The sequence below is a fragment of the Comamonas sp. BIGb0152 genome (assembly GCF_024809975.1).
Classification (GTDB): domain Bacteria; phylum Pseudomonadota; class Gammaproteobacteria; order Burkholderiales; family Burkholderiaceae_C; genus Comamonas.
Map to the genome: position 1 here is coordinate 131,794 of NZ_JANUDY010000004.1, position 20,202 is coordinate 151,995.

The following is a 20,202-nucleotide window of genomic DNA, read 5'->3' on the forward strand; positions in this document are numbered from 1 at the left end:
GCATCAGGCAGAGGGCGCCAACGCGGCCGGGGCCACGCGCTGCACCAGCTGCTTGAGTTGGGGAATGCAAGAGCCGCAGCGCGTGCCGCAGCCCAGGGTGTTTTTCAGCTGCAGCAGGCGCTGCTCGGGCGCGCCGTCGATGCCGGCCAGGGCCGCGCCAATGGCGGCCTCGTCCACATTCATGCAGGCGCAGACCTGGCGCGCACGGGTTGGCAAAGCGCCAGGTGCCTGGCTGCCCGAGGCCAGCAGCAGACGGCCAAAGCTGCGGGTCGATTGCTCATCGCGCAGCACCGGCGCCAGCCACTGGCCGGCACTGGTATCGCCGCAGAGCAAAAAGGCCTGCAGCACCGGCTCACCCGCTTGCTCGCCCATGGCGATGGCGCGGCTGCACTGGCGCTGGACATCGGCATAGCGCAGGGTCTGCGGGCCATCCAGCTGCAGCAGCTGCTGCAAACGCGCCAGCAAGGCCGCAGGCGGTGCCTGGCGCGCGGCGGCGCGGAACTGCAGGCCGTTGCGCCCCTGGCCGGCAGCGCCATCCAGCGGCACGGCCCGGCCAAACAGCACGCAGCTGCCAAAGTCAAACGCGCCCATCAAAGCCGCCAGCGCCTGGCGGGTGGCCAGCACCTGCTCGTCATCCAGCCAGGCCATGCCCAGACAGTGCCAGGGCAGGTCGGCCTTTTCCAGCTGCACCGCCACATGCTTTAACTCGGGCTGCTTGGAGCGCGGGCAGCGCTCGGGCGTGGTCAGCGCGTTCACGCCTGCCAGGCGCTGGCCGTCTGCCGTGCTGCCGCTCAGGTGCTCGCTACCCCAGTGCATCGGCAGGTTCAGCTGCGCGGGCTGCAAACCGGCATCGGCTTGCACCGGCAGCACCAGGCTGCCGTAGCGGCTGCGCAGCTGCACCAGGTCGCCGTCTTGCAGCTGCAGCTGCTGCATATCCTGCGGGTGGGCTTGCAGGCTGGGCTCGCTGGCCTGGGCAAACAAACGGCCCAGCTGGCCGGTGCGGCTCATGCCATGCCACTGGTCGCGCAGGCGGGTCGTGTTCAGGCTGAAGGGAAACTGCGCATCGCGCGGCACGGCGACCGGCTTCCAGGGCTGGGCGTCAAAGCGGGCGCGGCCATCATCGGTGGCAAACCGGCCATCGCTGTACAGGCGCTGGCGCCCCTGGGTCGCACCGCTGGGCAGCGGCCACTGCTGCGGGCCTTGTGCCTCCAGCATTGCCCAGCTCAGGCCGCTGATGTCCAGGTCGCGCCCGCGCGTGCTGTCGCGGTGCTCCATCCAGATGGCTTCGCAGCCGCGCTCGGCCTGCACGGTGTCATAGGCAAACAAGCTGGGGCGGCCGGGGCGCAGATGGCGCTCCAGCCGCTGGGCCAGTTGCACGCCAATCTGCCAGTCATGGCGCGCCAGGCCGGGCGCGGCCACGGCAGCGCGCACCCGCGATATGCGGCGCTCGCTGTTGGTGACCGTGCCCAGCTTCTCGCCCCAGGTGGTGGCGGGCAGCAGCCAATCGGCGTAGGCCGTCGTCTCGGTCTGGGCAAAGGCCTCCTGCACCACCACCAGCTCAGCCCGCTCCAGCGCCCGGCGCACCATGGCCTGCTCGGGCAGGCTTTGCGCCGGGTTGGTGCAGGCAATCCACAAGGCCTTGATCTGGCCATCGGCTGCGGCCTCAAACATCTCCAGCGCCGACTTGCCCGGCAGGGCAGGCACGGCATCCACACCCCACAGCTGGGCCACCTCGGCTCGGTGCTGTGGGTTGGCCATGTCGCGGTGGGCGCTGAGCAGGTTGGACAGGCCACCCACCTCGCGCCCGCCCATGGCATTGGGCTGGCCGGTCAAAGACAAGGGACCAGCCCCCGGCTTACCAATCTGGCCGGTGGCCAGGTGCAGGTTGATCAGCGCCGCATTGTTGGCCGTGCCGCTGCTGCTTTGGTTCAGCCCCTGGCAGTACAGGCTGAGCGTGGGCAGGCGTTCGCTGTGGCTGCCCGGCGCATCCGCCCCGCCCCAGGCGATCCACTGGGCCGCCAGGTACAGGTGGGCCAGCGCCAGGCCGCAGACCTGGGCCACCCGCTCCGGGGTCGCTTCGCGCACCACGGCCTGCAGCTGCGCAAAGCCGCTGGTGTGCGCATCGACAAAGGCCGGGTCGGTCCAGCCCTCGGCCAGCATGATGTGCAACAGCCCATGGCAGAGCATCACATCCGTACCCGGCTGCAGGGCCAGGTGCAGATCGGCCAGCTCGGCGGTCTCCGTGCGGCGCGGGTCGACGACGATGATCTTGCGCTCGGGGTGGCGCGCCTTGGCCTCTTCCACCCGGCGGAACAGGATCGGGTGCGCCCAGGCCATATTGCTGCCGCTGATGAACAGGCAGCCGGCCAGGTCCATGTCCTCATAGCAGGCCGGTGGCGCATCGGCCCCCAAGGTGGCCTTGTAGCCCGCCACCGCGCTGCTCATGCACAGGCGCGAGTTGGTGTCCAGGTTGTTGGTGCCCAGCAAGCCTTTGACCAGCTTGTTGAACACGTAGTAGTCCTCGGTCAGCAGCTGGCCGCTCAGGTAAAAGCCCAGCGCATCGGGCCCATGGTCGGCACGGATCTGCAGCAGCTGGGCAGCCAGGCTGTCCAGCGCTGTGTCCCAGCTGCGGGCCTCGGGCTCGCCCCCGCGCTGCAGGCGCTGCATCGGTTGCAGCAAGCGGCTTTGGCGCGCCAGCGCGGGCGCTGCCGTCAGGTGCAGGCTGCTGCCCTTGGTGCACAGCTTGCCCAGGTTGGCGGGGTGCGCCGGGTCGCCGCGCACAGCAGTGATCTGCTGGCCATCGCTGCTGATGATCACGCCGCAGCCCACGCCGCAATAGGGACAGGTCGATCGGGTCTCTTGCATGGGCGGCTCCGTCCGGTGGGGCGGCCTTAAGCGGCCACGGTGGATGGCGACGGGCTGCAGCTGGAGGCGGCAGAACCGCAGCGCCCCAGGCCCACAGGCCCCGCCAGCGGCCGGGTCTGCGCCAGCGCATGCCCGGCCAGCTCATCGGCGCGCAGCTGCACCGCGCTGCCCTCCAGCCGCACCGCAAAGCGCGGTGTGCAGCCCTCATCGGGGGCGGCGGCCTGGCCGGTGGCCAGCGCAATCGTCCAGTTGTGCAAGGGGCAGGCCACGCTGCTGCCAAACACCAGGCCTTGCGACAAGGGGCCGCCCTTGTGCGGGCAGCGGTCGAGCAGCGCAAACACCTCGCCACTGGCGGTGCGGAACAGCGCCACATCCAAACCCTGGGCGCGGGCCACGCGGCGTGCGCCCAGCACCGGAATCTCATCGATGGCGCAGATGGTGATCCATTCATTCATATCGGACTCCTGGTGGCGCGGCATCATGCGCCGGCGGTGGTGAGGGGGGCAGAAAGGGCCGGCAGTGCGGGCAGTGCCTGCAGGGGCTGGAACTGGCGCAGATCCACGGCCGCCTTGTCGGTCTCGAACCAGGGATCGGGCTCGCCTTCCAGCGCTTGCTGCAGCGCAGCCCACAGTGCCTGGCGGCCAGCCGCATCGTCCAGAATGCGGCGCTTGAGATAGTCCAGCCCCACACGGTTCAGGTAATGCACCGTGCGCTCCAGGTACCAGCCTTCCAGCCGGTACAGCTGCATAAAGGCGCCGGTGTACTCCAGCACTTCTTCGGCGGTCTTGAGCTTGGTCAGAAAGTGCGCCACCTCGGTCTTGATGCCGCCATTGCCGCCGATGTACATCTCCCAGCCCGAATCCACGCCGATGATGCCCACATCCTTGATGCCCGATTCGGCGCAGTTGCGCGGGCAGCCGCTGACGGCAAACTTCACCTTGTGCGGCGCATACATGCGCCACATCGCGCGCTCCAGGTCCTTGCCCATCTGCGTGCTGTCCTGCGTGCCCATGCGGCACCATTCGCTGCCCACACAGGTTTTGACGGTGCGCAGCGCCTTGGCATAGGCATGGCCACAAGGCATGCCTATGTCATTCCACACGCCTTGCAGGTCTTCCTTTTTCACGCCCAGCAAGTCGATGCGCTGGCCGCCGGTCACCTTCACGGTGGGAATCTGGTACTTGTCCACCACATCGGCAATGCGGCGCAGCTCGGCGGCCGTGGTCTCGCCTCCCCACATGCGCGGGATCACGCTGTAGGTGCCATCCTTTTGGATATTGGCGTGGCTGCGCTCGTTGATAAAGCGGCTTTGCGGGTCGTCACGGGCCTCCTTGGGCCAGGTGCTGATCAGGTAGTAATTGATAGCAGGGCGGCAGCTGGCGCAGCCATTGGGGGTGCGCCATTCCATGAAGCGGAACACGCTGTCCGTCGTCAACAAGCGGTGCGTGCGGATGGCATCGCGCACGGCCTGGTGGCCGTGGTCACTGCAGCCGCACATGGGCTTGGTCTTGGGCGATGCCGAATAATCCCCACCCACGGTAAACATGATGATCTGCTCGACCAGGCCGGTGCAGGAGCCGCAGCTGGCGCTGGCCTTGGTGTGCTTGCGCACGTCATCCAGGGTGAACAAACCCTTGTCCTTGATGGCCTTGCAGATGGCACCCTTGCTCACGCCATTGCAGCCGCAAACCTCATCGCCATCGGCCAGCGCAGCGGCCTTGCTCTGGCCCTGGTGGCCGGCATCGCCCAGGTTGGATTCGCCAAACATCAGCTTGTCGCGGATATCGGCCACGCTGCGGCCTTCGCGCAGCAGCTTGAAGTACCAGCTGCCATCAACAGTGTCGCCATACAGGCAGGCGCCCACCAGCCGGTCTTCCTTGATCACCAGCTTTTTGTAGACGCCCGAGTAGGGGTCGCTCAGCACAATCTGCTCGGTGCCCTCCCCGCCCTGGAAGTCCCCGGCCGAGAACAGGTCAATACCGGTGACCTTGAGCTTGGTCGAGGTGAGCGAGCCCTGGTAGCGGCCAATGCCCAGCTCGGCCAGGTGGTTGGCCAGCACCTTGCCCTGCTCAAACAAAGGCGCCACCAGGCCGTAGGCAATGCCCCGGTGCGCCGCGCACTCGCCCACCGCGTAGATGCGCGGGTCGGTGATGGTCTGCATGGTGTCGCTGACGACAATGCCCCGGTTCACATGCAGGTGCATGGCTTCGGCCAACGCCGTGTTGGGGCGGATGCCGACGGCCATCACCACCAGGTCGGCGTCGATCTCGCGGCCATCGGCAAAGCGCAGTGCGCGCACGCGGCCTTCGGCATTGCCCAGCAGTTCCTGCGTCTGGGCTTGCATAAAAAACTGCATGCCCCGCTCGATCAGCGATTTCTTCAGCAGCTGCCCGGCCTGGTCATCCAACTGGCGCTCCATCAGCCACTCGCCCGCATGCACCACCGACACCTGCATGCCGCGCTTCATCAGCCCATTGGCCGCCTCCAGCCCCAGCAAGCCACCGCCAATCACCACCGCATGGCGCCAGCGGGTAGCGGCATCGATCATCGCCTGGGTATCGGCGATATCGCGGTAGGCCAGCACGCCCTGCAGCTCCTTGCCCGCAATCGGCAGCATGAAGGGGTTGGAGCCCGTGGCCAGAATCAACCGGTCGTAGTCGGCCGTCATCGCCTCGCCATCGGCATTGCGGGCATGCACCACCCGGCGGGCGCGGTCCACCGCATGCACCGTGCAGCCGGTGTGCAGGCGCACGCCATGCGTCTCGTACCAGCGCCAGTCGTTGAGGACGATGTCTTCCAAGGTCTGCTCGCCCGCCAGAACCGGCGACAGCAGGATGCGGTTGTAGTTGGGGTGCGGCTCTGCGCCAAATACCGTTATCTCGTACAAATCCGGCGCCAGGGCGAGCAGCTCTTCCAGCGCTCGCACCCCGGCCATGCCGTTGCCAACCATGACCAACTTGATTTTTTTCATCGTATTCCCCGTGGGCAGCACAAAAAAAAGACGTCTAGGCGCCGCATGCCAGGCATGCGCGCTGAGACGTCTTTGTCTTTGGGCAGCGGTGCCACTTTGCACTGCCGCCCGGTGGCCGCCATGGCCACGCCAAGAGCTATGCAAGTTCCATACCAAGTTGGCTGTCGACGCGCGCCCGCAGCCGCGCATCGCCTGCGCACATTTTTTGTGCTGCCTCGGTGCCACACTGGCGCCACCCTGCCTCATTTGCGTGCACAAAAAAGGCGCTCCGTGTGGAGCGCCTGTTGCTAGCTAAGCAGGATTTATCAGGCCAGCTTCTCCACATGCACCTGGCGGGTGTAGAGAAAGTCGATCACCGCCTTGCGGCAGGCCTGGTACTGCGCATCCTCGGCCAGCGCCACGCGGTTGCGCGGGCGGGCCAGCGGTACCGTCAGCACCTCGCCAATCGTGGCGGCGGGCCCATTGGTCATCATCACGATCTTGTCGGACAGCAGCACGGCTTCGTCCACATCATGGGTGACCATGACGACGGTGCTGCGCGTGCGCGCGACGATCTCCAGCAGCTCATCCTGCAGCTTGGCGCGGGTCAGGGCATCCAAGGCGCCAAAGGGCTCGTCCATCAACAGCACCTGGGGCTCCATCGACAGGGCCCGGGCAATGCCCACGCGCTGCTTCATGCCGCCCGATATCTCGCCGGGCCGCTTTTGCGCTGCATGGGTGAGGCCGACGAGCGCCAGCGCGGCATCGGTGCGGGCGGCCAACTGTGCCTTGCGCTCGCGCCCGCCAAACACCCGCTCTACCGCCAGGTGCACATTGGCCCAGCAGGTCAACCAGGGCAGCAGCGAATGGTTTTGGAACACGACGGCGCGCTGCGGCCCGGGGCCCTTGATCTCGCGGTTGGCGCAGAGCAAGGTGCCTTCGCTGGGGCTGGCCAGCCCGGCAATCAGGTTCAGCAAGGTCGATTTGCCGCAGCCCGAATGGCCGATCAAGCTGACAAACTCGCCCTGGGCGATCTCCAGGTTGATGCCCTGCAGCGCCTGGAACAGGCCCTTGGCGGTCTTGAAGCTTTGCGCCACCTGCTGCACCTCGATGTACTTGGCGTTGGGGGCAGCGGCCTGGGGGCTGGGGTTGATGGTCATGCCTTGACCTCCTCAAAAGTGAATGCGGTGGCCAGGCGGATCAGCGCCCATTCCAGCAGCAGGCCCACCACGCCGATGACAAAGATCGCAATGATGATGTTCTTGACGTTGAGGTTGTTCCACTCGTCCCAGACCCAAAAGCCAATGCCCACGCCACCGGTCAGCATCTCGGCCGCCACGATCACCAGCCAGGCGGTGCCGACTGCCAGGCGCACACCCGTCAGCATGTAGGGCAGCACGGCAGGGAAGAGGATGGTGGTGGCAATCTTCCACTCACTCAGGTTCAGCACCCGGGCCACATTCATGTAGTCCTGCGGCACGCGCTGCACGCCGACTGCCGTGTTGATCACCATTGGCCAGATCGAGCAGATAAAGATCGTCCAGATCGCCGCCGGGTTGGCACCCTTGAACACCAGCAGGCCAATGGGCAGCCAGGCCAGCGGTGATACCGGGCGCAGCAGGCTGATCAGCGGGTTGAACATGCGCGAGAGAAAGTCAAAACGCCCAATGACAAAGCCCAGCGGAATGCCCACCAGCGCCGCCAGCCCAAAGCCGATGCTCACCCGCTGCAGCGAGGCCAGCACATTCCATCCCACCCCCTGGTCATTGGGGCCGTTGCGGTAGAAGGGGTCGCGAAAGATCTCCTGCGCCTGCACCCAAGTCTCCTGCGGGCTGGGGATGGCCGGATTGCTTTGGGCCACGATGGACCACAGCACCAGCAGCAAGCCAAAGCCCAGCACGGGAGGCAGCAGGTTCTGCACCAGCGCGCCAAAGCGCTGCTGCCAGACGGCGGCCAGATCGCGCTTGGCAGCGGCAGGTACGGCCGCAGCAGGCGGACTACCCGCCGCAGCCACCGCTACGGGCAAACTCCGCGCCATGTGCTCATGGATGGACAACACCTTGCGCTCGGCTGGGGTGGGCGTGGTTAGGGGCGAAACACTCTCTCGCAATGCAGCGGGCATGGGGATCTCCTTATCAGGCTTTGATCACAAAGCTGTCGGCGTACTTGGCGGGGTCCGATCCATCCCAGACCTTGCCGTCGATCAGCTGGCTGCTGCGCATGTCCGACTTGGGCACGGCGATCTTCAGCTGCGCGGCCGCTTCCTTGTACAGGGCGGTCTGGTTAATCTTCTTGGCAACGGCCAGGTAGTCGGGGTGGTTCTTGAGCAGGCCCCAGCGTTTGTGCTGGGTGAGGAACCACATGCCATCGGACAGATAGGGGTAGCTGGCCTCGCCATCGGCAAAGAACTTCATGTGGTTGGGGTCGTCCCAGGTCTTGCCCAGGCCGTTTTGGTAGCGGCCCAGAATGCGCTGATTGATGGCATCCACGCTGGTGTTCACATAGGCCTTGCCGGCAATGGTCTCGGCCATCTTTTGCTTGTTCTGCAGGCTGGCATCGATCCAGCGGCCTGCCTCCAAAATGGCCATGGTCACGGCGCGCGCGGTGTTGGGGTGGCGGCTGACAAAGTCCTGCGTGCAGCCCAGCACCTTTTCCGGGTGGTCGCGCCAGATGTCCTGGGTGGTCACTGCTGTTATGCCAATGCCATCCATGATTGCGCGGTGGCCCCAGGGCTCGCCCACGCAAAAGCCATCCATATTGCCCACCCGCATATTGGCCACCATCTGCGGCGGCGGCACGGTGATGACCTTGGCGTCTTTCAGCGGGTGGATGCCTGCGCTGGCCAGCCAGTAGTACAGCCACATCGCATGGGTGCCCGTCGGAAAGGTCTGCGCAAAGGTGTATTCGCGTTTTTCCGCGCCCATCAGCTTGGCGAGCGAGGCGGCATCCACCGCGCCCTTGTCCGCCAGCTTTTTGGACAAGGTAATCGCCTGGCCATTGCGGTTAAGCGTCATCAGCACCGCCATGTCCTTTTGCGGGCTGCCTACGCCCAGCTGCACACCGTAGACCAGGCCGTAGAGCACATGGGCAAAGTCCAGATCGCCATTGACCAGCTTGTCGCGCACGCCGGCCCAGCTGGCTTCCTTGCTGGGCATGATCTTGACGCCGTACTTCTGGTCCAGGCCCAGCACCGAGGCCATCACCACGCTGGCGCAGTCGGTCAGCGGGATAAAGCCGATGTTGACCTCTTTTTTCTCGGGCGCATCCGAGCCCGCCGCCCAGACGCCCTGGTGGCCCAGCGCGCCGTAGACAAAGGTAGCGGCCGCTGCCTGGGCGCCGTGGCGCAAAAACTGGCGGCGGCCGGCCTGGGGCGCAGCGGCCGGCAAGGCCTCGGTGGCGGGGGCTGCATCGGTGGTGGTGGGGCGTATCGTCATGCTGGTCGGACTCCATCGAAAGCGTTGCAAGTTCCAAAAACAAAAAACGGCGTCCTTTCGCTGAGGGTCTGCACCATCAGGAAAGGGACGCCGTTGTCCCGAAATAACTCGCGATTACCGGAAACAGGCCGCCTTTGGCCTGGTTAACCAAGTCTTTGCATATTCCATGCCAATTCAAGAAATTTCAGTGCTTCCCTCTGGAGAGCAGGCCTGCGCCAGCCCCCCAAGCGCAGCCCGATCCCTGCAATGGTGCATTGCAGCAGCTGGCTGCCCGACGGCTGCCATGCTTTGGTGCGCGGAGCGTGTTTTAGAGGACAGGATCAGCGGCGTTCGTTGGCGGCAGGCACGGCGGGCACCAAGGCCGCCATCGCCAGCACCGCCTCGGCCACCTCCAGCATGCGCTTGTTCTGGTTCATCGCCGTCTGGCGCAGCAGCTGGTAGGCATCGCTCTCGCTGAGCTGGTGCTGGGCCATCAGCAGGCCCTTGGCGCGCTCCAGGGTCTTGCGTTCATGCAGGGCGGTCTTGGCCTCGTGGATCTGGCTCTGCATGGTCTGCAGGTGCTGTGATTGCTGCTGCACCAGCGACAAGATATCGCGCCCCAGCGCCGGCGCGCCCACGGCATCCAGCGACCAGGCATCGGGCGGTGCCGAGGCTTCAAAAAAAGCCATGCCGCCTTCCCTGCCCTCTGCCCCCGCTTCTGCAGGTTCAGCACCCGGCGGCAACGCCTGCAAGGCCGCCAGTGCTTGCTGCTGCGCCTGCAGCTTGTGCAGGCACAGCACCTGCAGCTCCTGCGCCACCAAGGTCTCCACGCCATGCAAGGCATCGAGCCGGTGGCTGCAGGCGGCAAACCAGTCGGCGCTGCCGCTGCGGCTCAGGCGGCAGCCGGCGGCGGTATGGGCCACGCGGCGCATGCGCTCCACCGCCGCCATGTCGGTGTCGCCCGCCACATGGGCCTGCCACAGCACCAGCACGCTGGCGGTGGCCAGGCTGGCAAATACCTCAAAACAGCGCTCCTGCGATTCGATCAGGTGCAGCCACTGCGCCCGGGCGGGGGGCTGCAGCTGGCCCGAGGCAAAGGCGCTGGTGCCGCAGGCGCGCTCCTGCCCGGCCAGCTCCTTGCCCTGCATCAGGTGGAACAAGGCGACCAGCATGCGCGATATCTCCGGCTCATTGGCGCTGTCCGCCGCCTCAAAGACAACGGCCAGGCAGCCGGCAATCAGGCGCGCAAAGGCATCGGTGCAAGCGGGCGGTGTGAGCCGCCCGGCCTGCACCTGGGCGCGCAGCGCAGGCAGGGCCGCCACGCCTTGCAAGGTATAGGCAATGGCATTGCACAGCCGCGCCCCGCTGGCACCGGAGGGGTGCGGGCCCAGCCGGTCCAACTCATCGCGCACGTTGGCCATCTGCGCATCCACCTGCAGCCGCTGGGGCGCCAGCAGCTCGGTGCCCTGCGCGCCGCCACTGGCCAGCACCATGTTCGACAGCCCGCGCTCCTTTTGCAGCGCATGCACCAGGCCCGACATGGCCACCACCAGCGCGCAGGCCTTGCCCAGCTGTTCCAGCGCAGCCATCTCATGCTGGCGGGCAGCGACCAGAAAATGCAGGGAAGACTTCATAAACGCGCACCACCGATGTTGAGCGCTATCCCCAGCAGGTTTCATGCCATGCCGGCTCGTGCCTCGCTCAGCGCAGCATGCTGGACATGGCCGACAGGCAGTTGGTCATGCGCACGGCCGATTCAATGTCCGGCGCGCTAAAGCGCACCGTGCGGCCATCGACCCGCTCCAGGGTCGGCCACTGGCAGAACAGATCGGCCATGCCCGGCGAGGTGGCCGCAATCTGTACTTGCACCGGGCTGGGGGTTTGCAGTGGCTGGCAGCGGGCACGCCCGGCCAGGCCCTGCTCTGCCCCGGCGCGGATGGCCTGCTGCGCCTGCTCGGGCGAGAGGCTGATGCCGCTGCCCTGGCCGGTGGCGCGCTTGGTCTGCACAAACACCGCATGGGGGAAGATCGCCTGGTTCTCCTCGCGCAGCACATCGTCGCCCGCCAGCATCACCACCGGCGCGCCATAGGCCCCTGCCAAGGCGCCGTAAAGGCTGGCCTCGCTGGCCTCTTGCCCATTGATGTGGATGCTGGCAAAGGCAAAGCTGTTGATGGTGTGGGCCAGAATACCCCGGCCCTGTGCGCGCGAGTGGTAGCCCACCATGCAGACGGCATCCAGGCCCAGCTCCACACCAGCCACCATGCTCAGGTAGCGCGGCTTGCCCTGGATGACCTGGGCGCGCGCATCGAGCAGATCGGGCGGCATATTGCGAAAGCCGCCATGCGAGTCATTGACATAGACCTCCAGCGCGCCGGCAGCAAAAGCGCCTTCGACGGCGGCATTCGCCTCCTGGGCCATCAGGCGGCGCGCGCGCTCGTACTCGGGGTTGCCCGCGCGCACCTGCTCGGGGTGGTAGACACCGGCCACGCCTTCGATATCGACAGAAATCAGTACTTTCATCGCTTCAGTCCTTGCACAGTTCTTGCAGCCCCCAGCGCTGGTGGCCGTCACGCCCTTGCACGCTCAGGGCATGCCATAGCGCATTCAAAATGGATTGCTCCACTGCATCGGCCGCCGCGCGGAACAGCGGGTCCAGTTGCGCTTCATGCAGCATGGCCAGCGCCGGCATGGGCGCGGCCGCATCGGCCGGCAGGGTGTAGGCGGTAGAAAACGCCAGCGCAATATCGCCGCTGCCATGGCCGTAGCAGGAGCCCGTATTGGCCAGGCCGGCAGCGGCACGCCGCGCCACGCGGCTGAGCTGGCGGCTGTCCAGCGGTGCATCGGTGGCCAGCAGCATGATGATGCTGCCTTTGTCGACGCCGTCACCCACTGCGGTGCCAGCTAGCTCACCAGCGGCCAGCTTGGCCTGCAGGCGCCGCTCCAGCGCCGCGCCCACCGCCTGGCCGCCCCAGCGCAGATCTGCCAGCCTGCCCATATTGGCCAGCACCAGCGCGCCCACGGTATAGCGCTCTTCGCCCACAACGACCTGGCGCGATGCGCTGCCGATGCCGCCCTTGAGCTGAAAGCCCGACATGCCCCGCCCCGCGCCCACCGCGCCCTGCACCACCTCGGGCGATGCACTGTCCAGCGCCGCCTGGTAGTGCGCCGGGCCAATGGCCATACGCTGGATATCGCTCAAATAGCCGTCATTGCATTCCAGCACCAGCGCATTCACCGTCGGCAGGCTGCGTCCGCATTCGGGGTTGGCGGCAATGCACTGCGCAATCTGCGCCTGCACGATGGCTGAGACGCCAAAGGTATTGGTCAGCGCAATCGGGGTTTCGATCTGGCCCAGCTCGGCCAGCTGCACCAGGCCAGCGCTCTTGCCAAAGCCGTTGATAACGGCCAGGCCCGCAGGCAGCTTGTGCAAAAACGGGTTGTCCACTGGCGGGATCAGCACCGTGACGCCGGTCTGCAGATCGCCATCGGCCACGGTGCAGTGGCCCAGGCGCAGCCCCGCCACATCGGTGATGGCATTGCGCGGGCCCGCAGGCAGCAGGCCGACGACGGGCAATTGCCTGCAAGCGGCCAGCAGCGCCGCGTCTTGGGGCTCAGTCAATATGCGCTCCCGAGTCCTGCACCACTTGCTTCCAGTAGGCCAGCTCGGCCGGCAGGCTGGCCTTGAAGCTTTGCGGTGTCGAGATCACCGATTCAGCGCCCAGGTTCTTCAAGCGCTCGGCCATCACCGGCGTGGCCAGCACCTTGGTGATGGCGGCATGCAGGCGCACGACGACGGTATCGGGCGTGCCGGCCGGCGCAAACAGCCCGTACCAGCTGGTGACAGCCAGGCCCTTGCCCAGCGGGGTGATCTCGGGCGCCAGCTGCGTGGGCTTGTCCGAGGCCACGCCCAGCACCCGCAGCTTGCCGCTGCTGACAAACGGCATCACGCCGGGAAAGCTGCCAAAGGTCATCGGCAACTGGCCAGCCACCACATCGGTAGCGGCGGCCGATGCGCCCTTGTAAGGCACATGCAGCAGATCAATGCCCTTCTGCTTTTTCAGCATCTCGCCCAGCAAATGGTTCAAGGTGCCATTGCCGGCCGATGCGTACTCCACCTTGCCCGGGTGCTGCTTGGCATAGGCCACCAGCTCGTCCAGGTTCTTGGCCGGAAAGTTCGGGTTCACCACCAGCAGGTAGGGGGCAACTGCCAGCTGCATCACCGGCGTGAAGTCCTTGATCGGGTCAAACGGCACCGTGCTGTAGAGCGCCGGGTTGATGGTGTAGGCGCTTTGCGCCGTCACCAAAAAGGTGTAGCCATCGGCCGCGCTGCGGGCGACTTGGCTGGTGCCCACATTGCCATTGGCGCCTGCCCGGTTCTCCACAATCACCGGCTGGCCCAGCGATTGGCCCAGGCCCTGGGCGACGGCGCGGGCGATCACATCATTGGCGCCGCCGGGCGCCTGGGGCACGACAAAGGTGATGGGTTTGCCCGGCCAGTTGGCGCTGCTGGCAGCACTGCCTTGTGCCCAGGCCTGGGGTAGCACGCCACCTGCCAGCACTGCGGTCAGTGCCGCAGCCAGCGCAGCACGGCGCGGCAAGCAAGCGGAAGGGGTGGTCGTGTCAAACATCATCGCAATATCTCCAGTAATGGGGCATAGGCCGGCAATCCCGCGCGGCGCAGCCGCCATTGTTGCACTGGCCGGGGGGCAGAATGCTGCGCCGGGCGCGCCCATGCATCGCGATGGCAGCAGAGGCCAGCGCCCAAATACGCGCCCTACAGCAATGCCAGGCCGGGCGGCAGGCTGTCGCCCAGGCTGCGTTGCTGGTCTTCGGCATCCATGGCGACCACCTCGCTGACCATCGCGATCCAGCGCTCCGGCGCGCCGCTGCTGCGCATCTTGTCCAGCACCTCCGTGCGCAGCGCATCGGGCAGATCGCGGGCGCGGTCGCCGGTCATGCGGGCCATTTGCAGCGCGGCAAACATGGCGGTCTCGTTGCGGCGCCAGTCCTGGGCCAGGGTGGCCTGCACAAACTCCTGCGCAGCGGCAGGCGGCATGACGAGGTGGGCATTGGCGGCCATCGGCTGGCGTGCGGCCAGGCGGCCAATGGCCCACCAGGTCTGCACCGTTTCGCCCTCGCGCTTCAAGCGCTGCAGCATCCACTGGCCCATCTCCTGGCGGTACTGCCAGGGGACAGCCTCCATCGCGGCAAACAGGCGCAGCATGTCGTCATAGCTGCCATGGCTGCTTTTGCCACCAGCGCCATCGGCGCGCTTGCGGGCGGTTTGCTGCACGGTTTTTTGCATATGGCCGGCCACGTCTTCCAGCAGCTCCATCTGCTGCGCCTCGTTCAGGCCCGCAGCCACCCGGCGCCAGAACACCCACCATTCCGTCCAGTTGCCCGGCTCCTTGCCATGGCCCAGGCCTTGCGGGTACAGCGCCCAGACCTGCTCCACCCGCCAGGCATCCAGCTGCGCGCCCAGGCCCGGGCGCAGGCACCAGCCGGCCAGGTTCAGCCAGGCGCGTTCGTGCTCGGGCGTGCGGCGGCGGCGCTTGGCACGCGCCAGCAGCGCATCAAACATGGCCCGCAGCAGTGCCAGGTCCCAGCTCGTGCGCGGGCCCAGCAGCCGCTCCAGCACCTGGCGCAGCTGGCGTACTTCCTTGGCATCCACCGCCTGCGCCTGGTTGCCAAAAATTCGGTCGATCTGCGCAATGGCCTGCTCCCGGCGCGCGCTGGCGCGCTCGTCTTCAGCGGTGTCGTTGTGGGCGGTACTGTCATCCACCGCCTGCACTGCGCCGCGCAGGCTAAGCGGCAGCAGCCAAGACTGGCTCGGGTCATCGACCGCCAGGCAGCGCACCTCCAGGGTGCCAACCTCTGTCATGCTGGCCTGCAGTTGCACCTCGATCTGGGCTTTGTGGTGGCCCTCGGGTGCCGGCAGCACGGTGGCGAGTGGCGGCAGCTCTACCCAACCTTCCCCCTGCAACGCTGCCAGTTGCCCCGCTTGGGCAGGCAGGCTGGGCAGGCTGTTGGCCAGCAGATCAAAGCGCACGGCCTGGCCGAGCTTGAGTGCAAAGCGCCGGCCCGATAAAACAATCCGCACCCCTTCTTGCGTGCCGCGTGGCAGCAGGCACAGGCCCTGGGGTGCTGAACCCTTGGCACCGGGCAGCAGCAGCCAGTAGCTGCGCGCCGAACCGCCGCCAATCTGCGGCAAACGGCTGCGCAGGCTGGCGGCAGGCGGCACTGCAGCATCCGTTGTTGCGGGTACCGCTGCGGCTGGTTCAGGCTCGGGCGCAAAGCGGGTCAGGCCATAGGCGGCTGCGCCCCGGGCCACCGCCCAGTCGGGGTGCGGGTTGTGCAGCACGCGCAGCGGCTGGCCGCGCCAGGCCGACAGCTGCTGCTCAAGCCGCTCCACCACCGCATGCGCATGGAACACGCCGCCATTGAGCAGCACGGTATCGGGCAGCGCCTGCGCCGCGCCACTGCCCGCGTGCTGCGCCAAAAACTGCGCCAAGTGCCGGGTAATGGCCGCATCCGCCGGGTATGGCAGGCCAAAGCCGCGCAAGGCGCCCTGGCGTTTGCTGGGCACCGCGCTGCGCTCGGCCAGCGGTAAAAATCCTTCAACCACCCATTGCTGGACCTGGGCGCGGCTCAGGTTGGCGGTCTTGCTTTGCGCCAGCAGCCGGCTGCCCCCGCCCAGCAGGGTTACCGCCACCTGCTCAGGCGCATCGGCGGCCAGCAACTGCTCTTTGGCGATGCGGCAGCGCTGCACCAGCTGCGCAAAACGGGCGGCGGGCAGGCGCTGGCCCTCGGGCGCAAACTGGGGCTCCAATTGGTGGGCGAGGGCCAGGTCCATGTTGTCGCCGCCCAGCATCAGGTGCTCGCCCACGGCAGTGCGCGTCAGGCTGGGCAGGCCGCCATCGGCAGCGGGCTCGACCTGGATCAAGGTCAGGTCTGTCGTGCCACCACCCACATCCAGCACCAGCACCAGCCGGCTGTCTGCCAGCTGCGCAGCCAGTTGCTCGCCTTGCAATACCAGCCAGTCGTGGAAAGCGGCCTTGGGCTCTTCGAGCAGATGCACCTGGGGCAGGCCCGCCAGTTGGGCAGCCTCCAGGGTCAATACGCGCGCGCCCTCGTCAAACGAGGCCGGCACCGTCAGCACCACGATCTGGGCGCTCAGCGGCGCCTCTGGATGCGCCTCTTCCCAGGCTGCCTTGACATGGGCCAGGTACGAGGCCGATGCCGCGAGGGGCGATATCTTGGCCACCTCATCGCCCGCGCCCCAGGGCAGGATGGCCGCGCTGCGGTCCACCCCCGTGTGCGACAGCCAGCTTTTGGCGCTGGCGACCAGGCGGTTGGGCACCGCTGTGCCCAGGTCACGCGCCCAGCGGCCGACCACCGCAGGTGCGTCGTCGCTCGCGCCTTGCGGCGGCCAAGGCTGCTGCCAGGCATCGCCCAGCTCATCGGCTGTCGCCTGGTAGCGCACGGAGGGCAGCAAGGTCTGCGCCTGTACCTCTCCCGCGCTGCTGCGTTGGGGAATGGTCAGCAGCGCAATCTCGTCACCTGTCGCCGTCAGGGCCGCATAGGCCACCACCGTGTGGCTGGTGCCCAGATCGATACCAATGACATAGGAGGGAGACGAGGAATTCATAAACGGCCAAGCGAGACGGCAAAAACCCGGCCAAGGATGGCCGGGTAGGTGAATCGTAACAATTCTTGCAAAGACCTAGGCTGTGCTCCTAGTGCGGCACAGCACGCTATCCCGTCGTCTCCGCATCAATCCGGCAGCGCATAGGCCATCAGCGAATCGCCCATCTTGGTGCCGAAAGAGCCATGCCCGCCGGCCATGATGACCACGTACTGCTTGCCGCCAATGTCGTAAGTCATAGGAGTGGCCTGGCCGCCGGCTGGCAAGCGCGCCTGCCAGAGCAGATCGCCGTTGCTGGCGTTGAAGGCGCGCAGGTAGTTGTCTTGCGTCGCACCGATAAACATCAGATTGCCACCGGTGGAGATCAGGCCACCCAAGCCGGGCACACCCGTCTTGATGGGCGGCAGCTGCATGAGTTTGGGGAGGCTGTCGCGGATGGTGCCCACGCGCTTTCTCCACACGACTTCATGGGTAGCGAGATCCACACCCGCGACGGTCATCCATGCGGGCTCCTTGCAGGGCAGGCCCAGCGGCGACAAAAAGGCATTGAGTTCCACCCCATACGGTGTGCCGTACATGGGCTGCACGCCTTGCTCGGTACCTGCGCCTTTCTCCGTGCGCGGGCGGTTCGGGTCCGCAGGGATCAAGCGCGAGACAAAGGGCAGACCCAAGGGATTCATGAATGCAATCTGGCGGTCGCTGTCCACGGACATGCCGCCCCATTCAAATACCCCGAGGTTGCCCGGAAAGACCAAGGTGCCATTCTCCGACGGCGGCGTGTAGATGCCTTCGTAGTTGAGACGGTGGAAGATCACGCGACACATCAGCTGGTCGAACATGGTGGCGCCCCACATGTTCTTGTCCGTCAAATTCTCGTGCGGGCCCATGTTCAAGGGCGAGAAGGGCTGCGTCGGCGCGTAGTGCTCGCCCTTGGTTTGCGGGCCGCGCTTCACGCTCTGCGGCACCGGTTTTTCGGTCACCGGCAAGATGGCTTCGCCACTGCGCCGATCAAGAACGAACAGCTGCCCGGTCTTGGTCAACACATAAATAGCGGGCACCGTCGTGCCATCCGGGCGCTTGAGGTCCACCAGCGAGGGCTGCGCCGGCACATCCATGTCCCAGAGGTCATGGTGGGTCGTCTGGAAGTTCCAGACCAGCTTGCCGGTGCTGGCATCCAAGGCCAGCATCGAGTTGGCATAGCGCTCTTTCAGCGCGGTCCGGTCGCCGCCCCAGATATCGGGCGTGCCCACGCCGGTCGGCACGTAGACGATATCGGTCTGGGCGTCATAGGCCAGCGGCGCCCAGGCATTGGGGGAGTTGTGCACGAACTCGCCCTTGTCGCCTGGCATCTGGTTCGGGTCCTCGGCGCCGGTATCGAACACCCAGCGCAGCGCGCCCGTGTTGACGTCATAGCCCCGGATCACGCCCGAGGGCTCCGAGTTGGAAAGGTTGTCGGTGATCGAGCCGCCAATCACGATGGTCGAGCCGGTCACCACCGGGGGTGACGTCGGGTTGTAGCCGCCACGGTAGGGAAACGGCATATTGGCCTGCAGATCGACTTGGCCATTGTTGCCAAAATCGCTGCAAGGCTTGCCGGTGTCCGGGTTCACTGCAAAAAGGCGCCCATCGTTCACCGGCAGGATCACCTTGCGGGGACACTCGGCAGAGGCCTGGGTCAGGTTCTTTTGCACGCTGGCGCTGTTGGCCTCCGCGTTGGCGCTGTCGTAGTAAGACACGCCTCGGCAGGTCAGATGCTGGAAGGTGCGGTCGGCTTTCAGCTGCGGATCAAAACGCCACAGGCGCTTGCCGGTTGCGGGGTCCAGCGCATCGAGGAACTGGTGCGTGGTGCAGATAAACATGCGGTTGCCCACCTTGATAGGGGTCAGCTCCGCCGTGGTTTCGCCCGAGTCGTCGTCGCCCTTGAAGTCGCCCGTCTGGTACTTCCAGGCCAGCTGGAGCTTGTTCACATTGCTGTCGTTGATCTGCGCCAGCGGCGAGAACCGCACACCGGCCTGGGTGCGCCCATAAGCCGGCCAGTCGCCCTCTGCCACGCCCGCCACTGGCGTGCGCTGTGAAGACGGCGCGCGCGCAAGCGTGCCATTGACTTCTTGCGGATCGTTGAACCAGCTGAGACCCAGCACAGCGAGCACCGCTACCAGACCGAGAGACAGCAGCGATTTCGCCGCCGTGCTTTGGCTCAGCCGCCGGCTCGCCCAAGGCAACACCAGCCACAGCCCCAGCACAAACCAGATATCCAGTCGCGGCGTAAGCGCCCAGAAATCCGTCCCCGACTCCCAGATGCCCCATGCGATCGTGGCCAACAGCAGCACCGCATACAGCCACAGGCTTGCCACGCGGTCACGCGCATACAGCCAGGTGATGATGGCCAGCACCAGACCGGCGACCAGGTAGTAGGCCGAGCCACCCAGCGTGATTAGCCATCCCCCACCCCCCACTAAAAACAAGGTCACCAGGACCAGGATCGCTACCGTTATGTTTCTAGCGATGGGTTTGCCATGCGATTGCGTCATTGCTTCCACTTTCAGGCCATTGGGCCCAAGGTTGAACGGAAGACTTCTACCCATTGGAGCAGTCGCTAAGCCTACGAGTCTCTGGGCCGCTGAATTGGATGAGTCGGCAACTATTGCAGCACCAGGCCATGGCGTTGTCTGTCAGCCAAATGCTGTCTTTTCCGGTCTGGGCGCGGGAAGTATGGCGGTCCCAGCGGGAGGTCTGGCGATCGCAAGACAAAAAATGCGCTGTCTATTCAGCGCTTGCGTTGCGACCGCATCCACCACATTTGCCATCCCGCTCCCACCATAAAAATGGCCAGCCACGCGAGCACCGTGCCGCGAACCAAAGGTGATTCAGGGCCGGTGGCCAAGGGATGGGCGACGGGCAGACGCGTCAAGGTTTCGCCGATGGCAGGGACCAACAGCAGAAAGAAGCTGAACGAAAAGCCGAACTGCGAAAGGTAGGGAACCAGGCGTGGGAGTAGCGGCAGCTGCCGAATGAGCAATGCCCCACCCATCACCAAAAGCGCCAGAATGCCCAAGGCATGGCCGGCATTGAAACCCCCTGTGCTGGACAAGCCGAACGAGGTGAGCACGGTGAGAAGCATGCTGACCAGGTACAACTGACCCGACCGCTTGGCCGGGTCAATGGCGCGGTAGCGGATGAAGCTGTACAAGCCCGCCGCGAGCGGCACCAGACTGATAACGGTATGGAATGCGCCAAGCGTGGAAATGGGATGTGGCATAGGGTGGTATTTCTAAAAACAACCGACTAGTTGATTGGTTACAAGGATAAAAAATAGAGGGCCCGACAAC

At 65.9% G+C, this 20,202-nt stretch carries 13 protein-coding genes; all 13 read right to left on the bottom strand.

All coding sequences use genetic code 11. The features are described from left to right. Positions 1-3: 3 nt before the first annotated feature. A complete protein-coding gene (locus tag M2375_RS09670) occupies positions 4-2,865 on the bottom strand; it encodes a nitrate reductase (protein ID WP_259165534.1) in 2,862 nt (953 codons plus the stop codon). A gap of 26 nt (positions 2,866-2,891) precedes the next feature. After that, on the bottom strand, positions 2,892-3,320 hold the full coding sequence (gene nirD, locus M2375_RS09675; protein ID WP_259165535.1) for a nitrite reductase small subunit NirD: 429 nt from the start codon (positions 3,318-3,320) through the stop codon (positions 2,892-2,894). Between the two features lie 23 nt (positions 3,321-3,343). Next, entirely contained in the window at positions 3,344-5,836 is a 2,493-nt protein-coding gene (nirB, locus tag M2375_RS09680; protein ID WP_259165536.1) for a nitrite reductase large subunit NirB, read from the bottom strand. A gap of 305 nt (positions 5,837-6,141) precedes the next feature. Beyond that, positions 6,142-6,975, bottom strand: a complete 834-nt coding sequence (locus M2375_RS09685) for an ABC transporter ATP-binding protein (protein WP_259165537.1) — start codon at positions 6,973-6,975, stop codon at positions 6,142-6,144. Then, positions 6,972-7,853 carry a nitrate ABC transporter permease gene (ntrB, locus tag M2375_RS09690; RefSeq protein ID WP_259166062.1) on the bottom strand — a complete coding sequence of 294 codons (882 nt, stop codon included), beginning with the start codon at positions 7,851-7,853 and terminating at the stop codon, positions 6,972-6,974. Before ntrB ends, M2375_RS09685 begins: the two co-directional genes overlap by 4 nt. A gap of 97 nt (positions 7,854-7,950) precedes the next feature. Continuing rightward, positions 7,951-9,249 carry a CmpA/NrtA family ABC transporter substrate-binding protein gene (locus M2375_RS09695; protein ID WP_259165538.1) on the bottom strand — a complete coding sequence of 433 codons (1,299 nt, stop codon included), beginning with the start codon at positions 9,247-9,249 and terminating at the stop codon, positions 7,951-7,953. A gap of 320 nt (positions 9,250-9,569) precedes the next feature. After that, positions 9,570-10,862, bottom strand: a complete 1,293-nt coding sequence (locus tag M2375_RS09700) for a nitrate regulatory protein (protein ID WP_259165539.1) — start codon at positions 10,860-10,862, stop codon at positions 9,570-9,572. A 67-nt stretch (positions 10,863-10,929) separates the two neighbouring features. Then, positions 10,930-11,748, bottom strand: a complete 819-nt coding sequence (locus tag M2375_RS09705) for a M55 family metallopeptidase (RefSeq protein ID WP_259165540.1) — start codon at positions 11,746-11,748, stop codon at positions 10,930-10,932. A gap of 4 nt (positions 11,749-11,752) precedes the next feature. Then, positions 11,753-12,847, bottom strand: coding sequence for a P1 family peptidase (locus M2375_RS09710; RefSeq protein WP_259165541.1), 1,095 nt, complete (start codon positions 12,845-12,847; stop codon positions 11,753-11,755). Next, positions 12,840-13,859 carry a tripartite tricarboxylate transporter substrate binding protein gene (locus M2375_RS09715; protein ID WP_259165544.1) on the bottom strand — a complete coding sequence of 340 codons (1,020 nt, stop codon included), beginning with the start codon at positions 13,857-13,859 and terminating at the stop codon, positions 12,840-12,842. Before M2375_RS09715 ends, M2375_RS09710 begins: the two co-directional genes overlap by 8 nt. A gap of 143 nt (positions 13,860-14,002) precedes the next feature. Continuing rightward, positions 14,003-16,876 carry an Hsp70 family protein gene (locus M2375_RS09720; RefSeq protein WP_259165545.1) on the bottom strand — a complete coding sequence of 958 codons (2,874 nt, stop codon included), beginning with the start codon at positions 16,874-16,876 and terminating at the stop codon, positions 14,003-14,005. A 125-nt stretch (positions 16,877-17,001) separates the two neighbouring features. After that, positions 17,002-19,404: a glucose/quinate/shikimate family membrane-bound PQQ-dependent dehydrogenase gene (locus M2375_RS09725; protein WP_259165546.1), complete on the bottom strand. Its 2,403-nt coding sequence runs from the start codon at positions 19,402-19,404 to the stop codon at positions 17,002-17,004. 236 nt (positions 19,405-19,640) lie between these two features. Next, a complete protein-coding gene (locus tag M2375_RS09730) occupies positions 19,641-20,132 on the bottom strand; it encodes a hypothetical protein (protein WP_259165548.1) in 492 nt (163 codons plus the stop codon). Positions 20,133-20,202: the final 70 nt, after the last annotated feature.

What these genes read in the sequence shown, in the direction of transcription:
- M2375_RS09670 (WP_259165534.1), bottom strand. Translation starts at nt 2,865, where the DNA reads ATGCAAGAGACCCGATCGACCTGTCCCTATTGCGGCGTGGGCTGCGGC.
- nirD (WP_259165535.1), bottom strand. Translation starts at nt 3,320, where the DNA reads ATGAATGAATGGATCACCATCTGCGCCATCGATGAGATTCCGGTGCTG.
- nirB (WP_259165536.1), bottom strand. Translation starts at nt 5,836, where the DNA reads ATGAAAAAAATCAAGTTGGTCATGGTTGGCAACGGCATGGCCGGGGTG.
- M2375_RS09685 (WP_259165537.1), bottom strand. Translation starts at nt 6,975, where the DNA reads ATGACCATCAACCCCAGCCCCCAGGCCGCTGCCCCCAACGCCAAGTAC.
- ntrB (WP_259166062.1), bottom strand. Translation starts at nt 7,853, where the DNA reads ATGGCGCGGAGTTTGCCCGTAGCGGTGGCTGCGGCGGGTAGTCCGCCT.
- M2375_RS09695 (WP_259165538.1), bottom strand. Translation starts at nt 9,249, where the DNA reads ATGACGATACGCCCCACCACCACCGATGCAGCCCCCGCCACCGAGGCC.
- M2375_RS09700 (WP_259165539.1), bottom strand. Translation starts at nt 10,862, where the DNA reads ATGAAGTCTTCCCTGCATTTTCTGGTCGCTGCCCGCCAGCATGAGATG.
- M2375_RS09705 (WP_259165540.1), bottom strand. Translation starts at nt 11,748, where the DNA reads ATGAAAGTACTGATTTCTGTCGATATCGAAGGCGTGGCCGGTGTCTAC.
- M2375_RS09715 (WP_259165544.1), bottom strand. Translation starts at nt 13,859, where the DNA reads ATGATGTTTGACACGACCACCCCTTCCGCTTGCTTGCCGCGCCGTGCT.
- M2375_RS09720 (WP_259165545.1), bottom strand. Translation starts at nt 16,876, where the DNA reads ATGAATTCCTCGTCTCCCTCCTATGTCATTGGTATCGATCTGGGCACC.
- M2375_RS09725 (WP_259165546.1), bottom strand. Translation starts at nt 19,404, where the DNA reads ATGACGCAATCGCATGGCAAACCCATCGCTAGAAACATAACGGTAGCG.
- M2375_RS09730 (WP_259165548.1), bottom strand. Translation starts at nt 20,132, where the DNA reads ATGCCACATCCCATTTCCACGCTTGGCGCATTCCATACCGTTATCAGT.